11 protein-coding genes are annotated in these 13,935 nt (G+C 58.7%); 2 read left to right on the top strand and 9 right to left on the bottom strand.

Annotation, left to right across the window (positions count from 1 at the left end; translation table 11 throughout):
- Together ACXAEW_RS06775 and ACXAEW_RS06770 are read left to right on the top strand one after the other, a co-directional pair.
- Positions 1-1,053 carry a saccharopine dehydrogenase gene (locus ACXAEW_RS06775; protein WP_474940606.1) on the top strand — a complete coding sequence of 351 codons (1,053 nt, stop codon included), beginning with the start codon at positions 1-3 and terminating at the stop codon, positions 1,051-1,053.
- Between the two features lie 23 nt (positions 1,054-1,076).
- Positions 1,077-2,222 carry a saccharopine dehydrogenase family protein gene (locus ACXAEW_RS06770; protein WP_474940605.1) on the top strand — a complete coding sequence of 382 codons (1,146 nt, stop codon included), beginning with the start codon at positions 1,077-1,079 and terminating at the stop codon, positions 2,220-2,222.
- Here ACXAEW_RS06770 and ACXAEW_RS06765 read toward each other — a convergent pair.
- From ACXAEW_RS06765 to ACXAEW_RS06725, 9 genes are all read right to left on the bottom strand, one after another.
- A complete protein-coding gene (locus tag ACXAEW_RS06765; protein ID WP_474940604.1) occupies positions 2,200-3,597 on the bottom strand; it encodes an adenylate/guanylate cyclase domain-containing protein in 1,398 nt (465 codons plus the stop codon). The genes ACXAEW_RS06770 and ACXAEW_RS06765 overlap by 23 nt on opposite strands.
- Complete coding sequence (locus tag ACXAEW_RS06760; protein WP_474940603.1) at positions 3,590-5,005, bottom strand: DNA recombination protein RmuC; 1,416 nt, start codon at positions 5,003-5,005, stop codon at positions 3,590-3,592. Before ACXAEW_RS06760 ends, ACXAEW_RS06765 begins: the two co-directional genes overlap by 8 nt.
- Positions 5,006-5,018: 13 nt before the next feature.
- Positions 5,019-6,935, bottom strand: coding sequence for a DNA mismatch repair endonuclease MutL (gene mutL, locus ACXAEW_RS06755; RefSeq protein ID WP_474940602.1), 1,917 nt, complete (start codon positions 6,933-6,935; stop codon positions 5,019-5,021).
- 56 nt (positions 6,936-6,991) lie between these two features.
- Complete coding sequence (locus ACXAEW_RS06750; protein WP_474940601.1) at positions 6,992-7,921, bottom strand: metal ABC transporter permease; 930 nt, start codon at positions 7,919-7,921, stop codon at positions 6,992-6,994.
- On the bottom strand, positions 7,918-9,123 hold the full coding sequence (locus ACXAEW_RS06745) for a metal ABC transporter permease (RefSeq protein ID WP_474940600.1): 1,206 nt from the start codon (positions 9,121-9,123) through the stop codon (positions 7,918-7,920). The genes ACXAEW_RS06750 and ACXAEW_RS06745 overlap by 4 nt, the downstream gene beginning before the upstream one ends.
- A 4-nt stretch (positions 9,124-9,127) precedes the next feature.
- A complete protein-coding gene (locus ACXAEW_RS06740) occupies positions 9,128-9,931 on the bottom strand; it encodes a metal ABC transporter ATP-binding protein (protein ID WP_474940599.1) in 804 nt (267 codons plus the stop codon).
- A gap of 3 nt (positions 9,932-9,934) precedes the next feature.
- A complete protein-coding gene (locus ACXAEW_RS06735; RefSeq protein WP_474940598.1) occupies positions 9,935-10,888 on the bottom strand; it encodes a metal ABC transporter solute-binding protein, Zn/Mn family in 954 nt (317 codons plus the stop codon).
- 237 nt (positions 10,889-11,125) lie between these two features.
- Positions 11,126-12,442, bottom strand: coding sequence for a M16 family metallopeptidase (locus tag ACXAEW_RS06730; RefSeq protein WP_474940597.1), 1,317 nt, complete (start codon positions 12,440-12,442; stop codon positions 11,126-11,128).
- Positions 12,439-13,782: a M16 family metallopeptidase gene (locus ACXAEW_RS06725; protein WP_474940596.1), complete on the bottom strand. Its 1,344-nt coding sequence runs from the start codon at positions 13,780-13,782 to the stop codon at positions 12,439-12,441. The genes ACXAEW_RS06730 and ACXAEW_RS06725 overlap by 4 nt, the downstream gene beginning before the upstream one ends.
- Positions 13,783-13,935 lie beyond the last annotated feature (153 nt).

Raw genomic sequence — 13,935 nt, 5'->3', positions numbered from 1 at the left:
ATGACTCACCTTTGGGTGCGCGCCGAACAACGGGCCAACGAAGATCGCGTTGGGCTGACGCCCGCAGGCGCAAAAAAGCTGCTGGACGCCGGGATCAAGGTCACGGTGGAAAAGAGCCAAACACGCGCCATCCCGTTACAAGGCTATGTGGATGCAGGCTGCGAGATAGCCGAGGAAAACAGCTGGCCCACAGCGCCGGCCGAAGCCATCATCTTTGGCCTCAAAGAGCTGCCCGAAGACGGCACCCCCCTACCCCATCGCCACATTATGTTTGGCCACGCCTACAAGGGGCAGCACTCGGGTAAGGCTCTGCTGGATCGGTTCAAGGCAGGCGGTGGAACGCTATATGATCTGGAATATCTCGTCGATGACGCTGGCCGCCGGGTGGCCGCCTTTGGGTATTGGGCGGGCTATGCCGGGGCTGCGGTCACGCTGAAAGCCTGGGCGGCCCAACAGCGCGGCGCACTCTGCGGGCCGGTTACGGCCTATGAAAACAAAGACGCGCTGATCGCAGAACTGTCCGAGGAGCTATTCCAACTCAGAACCTCCCGTCCGACCGCAATTGTCATCGGGGCAAAGGGTCGGGTTGGCACAGGAGCCGCAGATCTATGCGAAACCATGGGGATCAAAGTCACCAAATGGGATATGGACGAAACCGCCCATGGTGGTCCTTTCCCGGAAATTCTGCAGCATGACATGTTCCTGAACTGCATATTCGCCCGCCCCGGAACACCGGTCTTTGTGCCGCGTGATGCGCTGACGGCTGAACGCACTCTGTCTGCGATTGGCGATGTGGCCTGCGACCCCGACAGCGATTACAACCCGGTTCCCGTCTATGACCGCGCCACCACCTGGGAAGCTCCGGCCCTGCGGGTAGCGGATGCGCCGGCTCTGGATGTGATGGCAATCGACAATCTGCCCTCGATGCTGCCTTTGGAAAGCTCCGAAGACTATGCAGACCAGCTTCTGCCCTCGCTTTTGACGCTGGGAGATCTGAACACGGGCGTCTGGGGCCGTGCCCACGAGGTTTTCAAACAACATGTGCCGGGTTAACCGGCTAACTTTGGGAGTTTTTTATGACTGTTCATTGGTGTGGCACAGGCCTGTCTGCCATCCCCGGCCTGCGGCGTCTGCTTCAGCAGGAGCGCGCCGTCACCGTCTGGAACCGGACCGTGGCCAAGGCCGAAGATGCTGTCGGTGATCTGACCAACGACATCCATGCTTTTTCAATCGACGCGCTGACTGAAGCGCTCAAACCGGGCGATGTGATCGTCTCCATGCTGCCCGGCGACCTGCATGTCCCTCTTGCGGAACTGGCAATCTCCAAAGGGGCGCATTTTGTCTCCTCCTCCTATATCGCGCCTGAAATGCGCGCGCTGGAAGAAAAGGCCAAAGCGGCCGGAGTCGTCCTGGTCAACGAAATCGGTCTGGATCCGGGTATTGACCATCTGATGGCCCATGCTTTGGTGGCAGATTACAAATCGTCTGACGCGTTTGATGCAAAGAACGAGCTGAGCTTCATTTCCTACTGTGGTGGCATCCCCAAGGTGCCCAATCCGTTCCGCTATAAATTCAGCTGGTCGCCTCTTGGAGTTCTCAAAGCGCTGCGTTCACCGTCCCGGTCGATCCGCAACTTTGCGCCGCTGGATGTGGCCCGTCCATGGGATGCGATATCGGCTTATTCTGCGCCGCTTCCCACGCCAGAGAGCTTTGAGGTCTATCCAAACCGCGACTCCTTGCCCTTTATGACCCAGTACGAGTTTGAACCCGACTGGAACGTCCGTGAATTTGTTCGCGGCACCCTGCGTCTCAACGGGTGGGCCGAGGCCTGGAAAGACGTCTTTGCCGAGGTCGAAACCCTCGAAGGGGTTGCCGGTGATACGCGTCTCAAAGAGATGTCGGACCAGTTCTGGGCAGACAATGCCTATGATGAAGGAGAGGCCGACCGGGTTGTCCTGTGCGTTGCGTTGAAGGCCGTTCAGGATGGCAAAGACGTCTGGCACAAATCCTATGTGATGGATGCCTGGGGAGATCTGCGGGGGACCGCTATGGCACGCCTGGTCTCGATCCCGGTCTCTTTGGCAATAGAGGCCGTTTTGGACGGGAGACTGGAGCCCGGCCTGCACGCGGCCTCCCCGGACCCGGTCCTGATCAAGGAGTGGATGGCGGAAATCGGAACTCTTGCCCAACATCTGGCTGTTATCGATCATTCAACGGCCTAGCCGCTGAAATTGCGAATGGCCGCGTCTTGCGGCCATTTTGCTCAGGCGCGCCGCTGGCTCCAAGGCTCCACCCAAAGAGGGCAATGTCCCCAGCCCGCCCGCGCAATCCCATGGCCGGCAGCGCAGTCCAGACCTTGCGCGCGGGCGCGTTCTCCGCGAATGCGACATCCAATGCCGCCCCAGACGTCACAAAAGAATGCTGCGTGGTTTTGCTGGCCTCCTGCAAACGTGCCGCCACATTCACAGTATCCCCCAGAACCGTATACTCCAGCCGGTCCCGTGTTCCCACAACGCCCAGAAACACGCGGCCCACATGCAGACCGATCCCCACCGCAACCGGCGTTTGTCCATCTGATTGCAAATCATCGGACCAGGCGTGGATCTCCCGCAGGATTTCCTGCCCGCAGGCCAGTCCACGGGCGGCTTCGTCCTCTCCGACAAAAATCACCATTGCCGCATCACCGATATATTTGTCTATGATCCCCTGATGCGCTGAAACCGCACGTTCAACGCGGCGGCGGAACTCGGTTATAAATGCGCCCACCTCTTCTGGAGGGCGCCCCTCGGACCAACGGGTAAAGTCACGGATATCGACAAACAGAACGGCGGCCTGTCGCTGTTGCCCTTGTCGCAGGGCGGTCGGTTCCTGTTCCACCAGATCGCCTACGATCTGGGATGGCAGATAACGCGTCAGCTTGGCTTTTTCCGCCGCCTCTCGAATAGAGCGGCGCAACAATGCACGCGTTCGCAAGCCCGCGACAATCAGAACGCCTCCGGCAAGGCAGATCATCATCAACCGCATCATATTTGGCGGGCCTTGCAACGCAGTACCAAGCTGCGCAACCGTGTCTGCAACCACATATTCAGGTGTGGCCTTCAGCAAGACTGCATGTCCAATCACCACCACCAAAACAGAATAGATCTGGATGGCCGGATTGAACCGCAACACACCAAACGCAAAGACCATCGGGATCAGCCAGACCGAAGGCATTGCAAACATCATGTCACCAGATAGACCGGAGTTGACGAGGCTGAACCATGTGTTTGTCAGAAGAAACAGGCAGTCGGCCGTTACAACAATCCAGATCATCCAGATCCGAAACCAGCCGCGCCGCAACAGAAAGAGGCTCAGAACCCCCAGTGCGATATATGCACCCAAGGTTGCCGAAGCGAGCAGGATTTGTCGCTTGATCAGGATGCGCCCGTCCAACGGGAAATCCCGTACAAGCAGAAATATGGTCACAAACAGGCCAATAGAAACACCGATACGCAGAAGCGCAACAACCCGTTCCGCATCAATTTGCGCGGCCCGCAACAAGTTATTTGCCCGTCGCTCGCGTGCGGCGCTGGACCAGCGCTGAATCACATTATCCATCCGTTTCAAGCAGCGTCATCTGTCGTGGTTCCACCTCAACATGGCCGGGATCCTCCAACTCTCCGCTTTGGGAGACAACGCCCATTGCCTCAAACCGGCGAGCCGAGGGCAGTACGCGGGATTCCAAGGATCCCACCGCCTTGTTGTAATGGTTGACCGATGAGGACAATGATTTTCCTACCGCAGCCAGATTGCGTGAAAACGTGTTCAGACGATCATACAGATCCTTGGCCGTTTTTTGCACTTCTATTGCGTTTTCGGCCATCTTCTCTTGCTGCCAGCCATAAGCAATGGATTTCACAAGCGCCATCAGCGTCGTAGGCGTTGCGATCAGCACCTTGTGTTCAAAGGCATATTCAATCAGCCCCGCGTCCGCATCAACCGCAGCAGAAACAAATGTCTCGCCGGGAATGAACATCACCACAAAATCCGGCGTCTCTCCGAGGGCGGATTGATAGGCTTTGGAGGACAATTGTTTCACGTGGGTCCGAACATGTTGAGCGTGGCGTTGCAGGTGAACGGCCTGATCCTCGGGTGTTTCGGCCTCAATCGCATCCAGATATGCCTCCAGCGGGGTTTTGGCGTCCACAATAATGGAACGTCCACCTGGAATGCGCACCACCGCATCCGGTCGACGCTGGCCCGCATCAGTGGCAACCGATTTCTCCAGTTCATAGTCCACATGTTCGCTCATGCCGGCCATTTCAAAGACCTGACGCATCTGCATTTCGCCCCAACGGCCACGGGTTTTGGGCGCGCGCAGCGCCTGCACCAGACGCCGGGTCTCACCGCCCAGAGCGGCCTGCCCGTCGGCCAGCGTTTTCACCTGTTCCTTGATCGCGCCATAAGCCTCGTTTCGGGCCTGCTCGATCTCTTTGATACGTTCACCAAACTGACCCAGCTTTTCATCCAGCGGCTTCACCAGGCTTTCAATCGCCTGATGGCGTTTGGCCAGATCCTGTTCGGCCGTCTTGCTGTGGTTCTGGAACCGTTCGCTGACGAGGTTGAGGAAGCTTTCAGAGTTCTGCTTCAAAACACCCGACGCAAGGGAGGCAAATTTATGCTCCATCTGCTCATTCATCTGACGCAGCTCTTCCAGACGGGCGGCGTGCTGGGCGGTCATGGTCTTGATCTCAGCTTCGGCCTTATGGCGGGCGACCAGCTCGTTTTCATGGATCCGGCGCAGGGTTTTATTTTCCCCCTCCAGATCCGGCAAGCGGCTTGCCTCTGTCTCTAACGCGGCCACATGACTGCGCAGATCGCTGTTGGTTTCCTGTGCCGCCGCCAGCGCAGATCTGTTGCGCGTCAAAGAGACGAGAAGAAACAAAGCCAGAAGCGAAAGCGCCGCAACAGCATAATGCAGCGGGGTCAGCATCGCAGGATCAAAGGGTGGGATCAGGGTTTCCATATCGCGCGCCCTTTCAGCTGCGGCCAAAGAGCCGCTCGATGTCAGAAAGTTTCAGTTCCACATAGGTGGGTCGACCATGGTTGCATTGGCCGGAATGCGGCGTGGCTTCCATTTCGCGCAACAGCGCATTCATCTCTTCTCCGCGCATCCAGCGGCCCGAGCGGATCGAACCGTGACACGCCACCCGGCTGAGGATTGCCTCCAGCCGGGCCTGAACAAGCTGGCTTTCACCCTGGTCGGCCAGTTCATCAAGGATGTCGCGGATCATCGCTTCGGCGTTTACCTCGCCCAATATCGCGGGGGTTTCACGTACAGCCACCGCGTTGCCGCCAAAGGGTTCAATGCCCAAGCCAAACTTGCGCAGATCCTCCGCGACCTCCAGAAGCCGGGCGCAGTCGCCGTCCGACAGCTGCACGATTTCCGGGATCAGCAAACCTTGGGCAGTGACGCCGTTTTCGGCCATCTGCTTTTTGAGCTTTTCATAAACCAGCCGTTCATGGGCGGCATGCTGGTCGACAATGACCATGCCGTCCTGGGTCTGGGCAATGATGTAGTTTTCATGCACCTGCCCCCGTGCCGCACCAAGGGGGAGGTGCTCGAGCGCGATTTCCGGCTCTGCTTCAGGCGTTGGAGTATCCACCACGCGGCCACTGAACGCCTGCGCCATCTCGGCAAAGCCGGCATCAGCAGCGGGTGCAGGATAGGCGGGTGCGGGAATAAAGTCCGGGCGCTGCCCCGCAAAGGCAACGCTGCGGGCCGCCATCGAAGGGCGCTCCATCTGATAGACACGCGGGGCGCCGCTGGCAGTGGGCTCTTCCGGACGCATGGCCCCTAAGGTGGCGCCAGCAACCGTCGTGGAGGCGCGATGCCCGGCCTCGGCCAAAGCGTGGCGCAGAGAAGAGACAATCATACCCCGGGCCAGGCCGGGATCACGGAACCGAACCTCGGATTTTGCCGGGTGGACGTTCACATCCACCAAGGTCGGGTCGCAGTCGATAAACAGCGCCGCCGCCGGGTGACGGTCGCGACTGAGGAAATCCATATAGGCGGCGCGGAGCGCACCGGTCAGCATCTTGTCCTTTACCGGTCGCGTGTTCACAAACAGGAACTGGCTGACCGCCGCCCCGCGGGAATAGGTCGGCAATGCGGCATAGCCATAAAGGCGCAGACCTTCGCGGGTGGCATCAATGCGCAGAGCGTTTTCGGCAAAATCCCGACCAATCACATGGGCCAGCCGCCCGTGAAGCGCGTCAAAAAGGTCCCCGGACAAAGGATCTGCACGAAAGCTCACACGCCCTTCGCCGCCGTCAGAGACATCGCGCAATGTGAACCCGATGGATGGCTCGGCCATGGCCAGGCGCTTGATCGTGTCGGAAATCGCCTGACTCTCGGCCCGGTCTGACCGCATGAATTTCAGGCGGGCGGGCGTGGCAAAAAACAGGTCGCGCAGCTCAACAATGGTGCCTGCGCGCAGGGCGGCGGGCTTGACGGGTTCCATTTGTCCACCCGCCACCCGGATCTGCGCCGTGTCAAAACCAGCTGCGCGGCTGGTGATTGTCAGGCGGCCCACGGCCCCAAGGCTGGGCAACGCTTCGCCGCGAAACCCAAAGGTGTGGATATTCAGCAGGTCCGAGCCGTCGATCTTGGACGTCGCATGGCGGGACAAGGCCAGCGGCAGATCTTCTGGCGTCATGCCGACACCATCATCCGTCACCCGGATCAGAGTTTTGCCGCCATCCGCAATGTCCACGGTGATCCGTGTCGCCCCGGCGTCAATGGCGTTTTCCACCAATTCCTTGACCGCAGAGGCCGGACGTTCGACCACCTCACCGGCTGCAATACGGTTAATCGCGCTGTCATCCAGCTGGCGGATCACAGGACGGTTGGTTTCTTGTTCTTGGGGGCTGATTTGGGGGTCGGCAGTGTTCATACCCCTAAATTTAGCATGGGAGGGGATGATTCCACCAGCGGCGAATTCAAGCCCTGTCAGATGCCCGCCGGGGTTCCCGCACGGGTACGACAAGGACCAAAGACGGCAGCAAGCGCCAGGATGAGGCCCGAAACCGTAGCAATCATGCCTGCCGCAGAGACCGCATCATAAAGCCCAAGCCAAAGGGGGCCATACCCCGCCAGCACATAGCCCAGGATGGCCGAGAGCGCAGCAAAAACAACGCTCCACCCGATTTGGCCCTCCAATTGGTTGGCCATCATCCGGGCTGCAGCGGGCGGACAGATGAACATGGCAATCACAATAATCGATCCCACCGCATCAAAAGCGGCAACAGCCGCGATGGCTGCCACCACCACAAGCGCCAGCCCAAGCGGCGTGGTTCTGATCCCGACGGCTTGTGCAAAACCTTCGTCAAAGGTGGAGATCTTCAGCGCACGCCAGAAGACACCGATAAAGAGGCTCGTGAGCAGCAGAACCAGAGCCATGCGCAAAAGCTCTGGCGGAAGGCCCGCAAGCGCCAGCGGATCCAGCAGCGACGCCCAACCGGTGGCGTCCAGCCAAATGAGGCTTTCGAGGTTGCCGTAAAGCGCATGTTCCACATCTAGATGCACGCTGGAGGTATCTGTTTGTTCCAGCAGAAGAACACCGCCGGCAAACATGGTGGTAAAGACCACCCCCATGGCGGCACCGGGTTCAATCCGTCCCAGGCGGCGAATAGCTTCGATCAAAAGAACCGCAACCAACGCCGCACCTGCCGCGCCAATCATCATCGGCCATGTGGAAATCACCCCTGTCAGGAGAAACGCCATAACAATCCCCGGCAGGACCACATGGCTGATCGCATCACCAATCAGCGCCTGCCGACGGAGCAACAGAAAATTCCCCGGTAACGCACAGGCAATCGCCGCGCAGGTGCCAATAAGCATCGGCGGCAGGGACAGGGGTACAAATTCTGCGCCACTCATGAGGCAACCTCCTGCGGGCCACCGATTTTCAGGTCTATGGCGTGGATTTCATCGGGGGTCAGAACGGTTTCGATCTCACGCAGCCCGTCATAAAGCGCGGCGGCGGCCTCATGCGCATGATCTCTACGCAGGACCTCCCATCGTTTTTCATCACGCAGCGCCTTGGCCGCGCGGGCACGGCCTGCCTCTGTCGCGACCCCATCCGGCCGCACCAGACCGGACCGTCCCAAAAGCCGGAGCGTGAGCGCCTCGTAAATCGGTTGCTCCTGAGCCAGTGCCAACAGCCCCTGACGCAGGTGAACCCGGCGCTGAAACCGGCGCTGGCGGATCACAGCGGCCAGAACGCCACGGCTGGGTGCGAAAAACAACGACAGCGCAAACAGAGCGGCGCTCATCAAAACGATCAGCGGGCCTGTCGGCAGATTCGGCGCCGTGGCAGAGATCCCTGCACCCAGAAAGGCTGCCAAGGCGCCGAAGACACCCGCCAGAAGCACAACCACGTCAGAGCGTTCTGACCAAAACCGCGCGGTGACGGCGGGTATGATCAGAAGCGCGACGATCAGGATCAGACCAACGATCTTGAGACCAACAACAGTGACGGCCATCACCAGCCCCATCATCAGCATGTCGGTCCGGGGCACGTCGATCCCCTGTGATGCAGCATATTGCGGATCAAAGGAGACCAGTGTCAGCGCACGGCGGGTTAATGCAATGATCACAAGCGTGGCGGCCCCACCGCCCGCGATCAACAGCGCGTCATTGAACAACATGCCAGCAGTCGAGCCCAGCAGGAACCCTTCGAGTCCGGCCTGACGGCCCACGCCTGCGGTTTGGATAATGGTGAGAAGCACCACGCCAAAGCCAAAAAAGGTAGAGAGAACCGCACCGATCGCCGCGTCCTCGGCCAGCCGGGTGCGCAGGGTCAGCCAATTGAGACACCACAGACCGACGGCGGCCGTCAGGGCGGAGCCGATCAACAGGCCGATCAGATTGCGCCCATCCCCGCCCAGGGCTGCCATGACCAGAAAGGCGATGCAGACGCCGGGCAGAGTTGCGTGACTGACCGCATCAGCCACCAGAGCGCGTTTGCGCAGGAACAGAAACGTGCCTGTAATGCCAGCTGCCGCGCCCAGAAGAGCGGCCCCGACAGACACTAACGTTGCATTATAGCCGAGCTGCAGCAAAAGCGCGTCCCAGATCATGGGGTCAGCCCGTGATCTGGTTCAGCTGTTCAACTTGGGTTGCGGCCAGACGTCCGCCATAAGCCGCCTGCAAGGTTACGGTGTTGAACGTGGTCTCCACCGCGCCTTCGGCCACTTTGCGGGTGTTGATCAGGAAGACATTGTCAAAATACTCGGTCACGGTGGCCAGATCATGGTGAACCACAACCACGGTTTTACCTTCGGCACGCAGGGATTTCAAAACGCCGATAATCGCCTTTTCGGTGGCAGCGTCGACCCCTGCGAAGGGTTCATCCAGCAAGTAAAGATCCGCATTTTGAGCCAGCGCACGCGCAAGGAACACCCGTTGCTGCTGCCCACCAGACAGCTGGCCAATCTGGCGGTCTGCAAAGTCGCCCATGCCAACCCGGTCCAAACAGTCGCGCGCAGCAGCACGATGATGCCCCCGGATGCGGCCCAGAAGACCCACTTGCCGGTACAGCCCCATCAAAACCACATCAATCACGCGGGTCGGGAAATCCCAGTCCACGCTGGCGCGCTGCGGAACATAGGCCACGCGGGCTCGTTGTTCGCTGAGGGGTTTGCCAAAGACCTGCACCCGCCCAGAGACTGAAGGAATTACTCCCAGTGCAGCTTTGAGCATGGTGGATTTTCCAGCCCCGTTGGGGCCGATGATCGCTGTCATTTCGCCGGGTTGCACGGTCATATCAACGGAAAACACCGCCGGTTTCTGGCCATAGGTCACAGTCAGGCCGCGAATGGCCAGCGGGCTTTGCGCCAGACAGCTTTCCGTAAGGGTTGTGCCGTTGTCCGTGATCAGATCCAACATCGCTTAAAACCCCGCCAAGAGTTTGCCATCCATGCCACCCGCGGGCACATTGGCCCCCAGCGCCGCTGCAATGGTGGTGAAATTATGATCAAGCATCCCTACAAGCGTGCCTTCATAGGTGCCATCCTTGCCCATCGCATCCGAGAAAAGCTCTCCGCCGATCTTGACCTCATGCCCCTGAGCGGCAGCCCCTTCGATCAGGGCACGCACAGAACGGTCAGAGACAGAGCTTTCGACAAAGACAGCCCCAATCTTGCGTTCGACCAACATGTCGACGAGTTCCGAAATCCGGTTCAGCCCGGCCTCGGATTGTGTGGAGATGCCCTGGACCCCCAGAACCTCGAACCCGAAATCACGACCAAAATAGCCAAAAGCGTCATGCGCGGTCAGCAAGACGCGATTGTCCGCTGGCACCTTGCCCAGAACGTCCCGCCCATAAGTAGCCAGTCTGTCCAGCTCTGTCAGATGGGCTGCGGCATTGGCTGCAAACACATCTGCGGCTTCGGGGCGAGCTTCGGTCAGGCTGCGCTGCACCTCTTTCACCACATCCTTCCACAAGGTCGGCGTCATCCAGACGTGGGGGTCGAATTTGTCGGCGTAATCATCATGGCGCCGCAGCATATCCTTGGGCAGGGCTTCGGCAACGGCGACAACGGTGCGCTTTGCCCCAAGAGCCTGCATGAAGTCTTCCATCTGCGCCTCGAGATAGAGCCCATGCCACAGAACAAGATCCGCGCGGGTCATGGCGACGATGTCGCTGCGTGTCTGGCGATAGGCATGGGGGTCGACGCCGGGACCCATCAAAGCCTTGACGTCCACCTCATCACCACCAACCTGACGCGCTGCATCTGCGATCATACCGGTTGTCGCGACAACTTTCAGTGGAGCCGCAAAAGCAGCCACCGGCACAGCCAGCAAGGCGGAAACAACCGCAATCATCAAACGGCGGGTCAGCATGATAGTCAGAATCCTTCTGTACATCCTGGAGAATGATATTGAGAACGATTTGCAACTTTGTCAATGATATTGAGAATTATTCTCAACAAGACGGTGCAACTGCCCGAAATTAGCTTAAATTCCAAGCATCCACCCCAACGCTCAAAGCCTCCCGCACCATATGCCAGCCACAAAATAAAAAGAGCGCACCAAACGGAGCGCTCCTTTTGTTTATCGGGATGGCAGATGCCAGGCCCTTTATTGCGTGGCCTGCAATCCCTCCGGCCGGCCAACGATCACAAACTGCAGACGCTCCGGATCATACAATTCGGCAGCTACGCGGTTCGCCTCTTCCAGAGTGATCGCATTAATCTTGTCATTGCGGGTGTCGACATAATCAATCGGCAAACCGTCCATCTGCATGCCGACCAGAATGGCTGCAATGCGGTCATTGCCATCAAACCGCAACGGATAGGCACCCGTAAGATAAGTTTTTGCATCCTGCAATTCTTGCTCGGTCACGCCATTGGATTTGATCCGTGACCATTCGGATTGGACAACATCCACCGCTTCGGCCATCTTCTCGTTCGCCGAAGCAAAAGAGCCGAGGTAAACCGCCGCCAGATCCCGTGGCAGCAGGTAGGAGTAGACCCCATAAGTAAGGCCCCGTTTTTCGCGCACCTCGCTCATCAGGCGACTGTCAAAAGACCCGCCTCCGAGGATCTGGTTCAACACATAGGCGGCAAAGAAATCAGGATCGTCGCGTTCCACCCCCGGCTGACCAAAGATAGCAACCGACTGCGGGGTTTCAAAATCGATGATCTCCAGGCCTTTGGACAGTTGGGGGGCAACAGGGGCTGGCATGGCTGCACCCGTTTCAGGTAGATCCGTCAGCAAACCGTCCAGAAGGGTCGCAAGCTCTTCGGCCGTAATATCACCCACCGCACTGATATAGATGCGATCCTTGGCAAAAACAGATTCATAGGCCGCAAAGATATCCTGGCGGGTCAGCGCCGTGACACTCTCGATTGTGCCGTTTTCCGGTGTTCCATAAGGGTGGTCACCATAGGTTTTGGCCGCAAACATCTTACCAGCAATCTCGTTCGGGTCCGTTTCCTCGGACCGCAGACCGGCAAGCACCTGTGCACGAACACGGTCCAAAGCATCCTGGTCGAAGCGGGGCTCCAGCAAAGTCTGACGCAACAACTCCATTGCTTCGGCGCGGTTCTCACTGAGAAAACGCGCTGATACAGCGACCGAGTCGCGATCAGAGCCGTAAGAGAAGCTGGCTGCAAGGCTTTCCAGGGCGCGGGCGTAGTCCTGTGCCAGAAGCTCCCCGGCCCCCTCTTCCAAAAGGCCGGTCATCAGATTGACCGAACCGCGTTTGCCGGGAGCATCCAGTGATGTGCCACCTCGGAAGCGAAGTTCAAGCGCGGCAAAGGGGATCGAATGATCTTCGACCAGCCATGCCTTGAAACCACCCGGAGTGGTGACGTCCTGAATTTCTATAGCACGGGCCGGAAGGGTCGCCAAAAACAGAAAGCAGATGGCAGAAATGTATTTCAAGGGGTTCATTGGGTCACCTCCTGTGCGTCACGCATCAGCCAGCCCGTTACGGAAACTTCCGGCTGCAAGACCTCCCGTGCGATGGCGATGATTTCATCGGCGGTAACCGACTGCAGGATCTGTGGCCACGCCTGAACATCTTCGACCGTCAACCCAGTGGTCAATGCACGGCCATAGCGGTTGGCGATACGATCCACATTATCACGGGCATAGATCTCATCCGCGCGCAGTTGCAGTTTGATACGCTCCAACTGGTCTTCATCAATCCCCTCTTCGAGGAAGGCAGCAAGTGTTTCGTCCAACGCCGCTTCGGCCTGTTCCAGGGTCACGTCCTGAGCAGGCACAACAAGGAAGGTGAATGTGGTGTCATCCAGAGATTCGCCGCGATAATAGGCCGTTGTGTAGACAGCCAATTGTTGATCGAATTGCAGCGCATTGGTCAGATAAGAGGTGCTTCCCCCGCCCAGAAGCTGCGCGAGAAGGTAGAGCGCGGCGGCTTTTTCCTGGGCGCCGCTGTCGCGCTCCGGTGCGAGATAGCTGCGCATCACATAAGGCTGCGCAACCCTCGGATCCTTATAGGTCACACGGCGGGCACTTGTTTGGGGTGGTTCTGACGAACGCATGCGCTCTGGCAGATCTGGATTGGCGGGGATTACTCCGTAATAGGTTTCCGCCAAGCTGCGGACGTTTTCCGGATCTACGTCTCCTGACACCACAAGGATCGCATTGTTCGGCGCGTAATAGGTAGAGTAGAAAGACAACGCGTCTTCCATCTGCAGCTCTTCCATCTCGTGGCGCCAACCGATGATAGGCTGACCATAGCGATGGTTGAGATACTGGACGGCGTTCATCTGCTCCCGGAACAATGCACCCGGATCGCTGTCGGTCCGCTGATTGCGCTCTTCCAGGATGACCTCACGCTCGGTCTCGATGTCTTCGGGGGTCAGGCGCAGATTGACCATCCGGTCGCTTTCCATCTGCATCATCAGTTCAAGCCTGTCCGAGGCGACACGCTGGAAGTAAGCGGTATAATCGTAGCTGGTAAACGCATTGTCGCGCCCACCGTTGGCGGCAACCGTTGCCGAAAGCTCCCCGGATTCAAGGTTCTCGGTCGCCTTGAACAAAAGATGCTCCAGAAAATGGGCCACTCCGGATTCGCCGATCGGTTCATCCGCCGATCCAGCGCGATACCAGACCATTTGTTGCACGACCGGCGCTCTGTGGTCTTCGACCACGACCACATCCATACCGTTGTCCAATGAGAAGGTGGTGACCTTCGCTTCACTGGCTCCCACACTGCCAGAAAGGCCAAGTGCCAGCGCTGCAGCGCAAGTGATCCGTCGGATCATATGTCGTCCTCCGTTAAAAAGCGGCGCGAGTTTTGCCCGCCGCGCCGGAACTGCTCAGACCTCCCGATTGGACGGGATCGTCACCGGATACAGGATACCGATACCCTTAAACCTACGTTTCCTAGTCGCAGGAACAAGGCCATTGGCGAGGAT

This window comes from Epibacterium sp. ABZ3_068 (assembly GCF_056159265.1).
The sequence above is the reverse complement of the archived record's forward strand: the minus strand, read 5'-3'. Positions and strand labels throughout refer to the sequence as shown.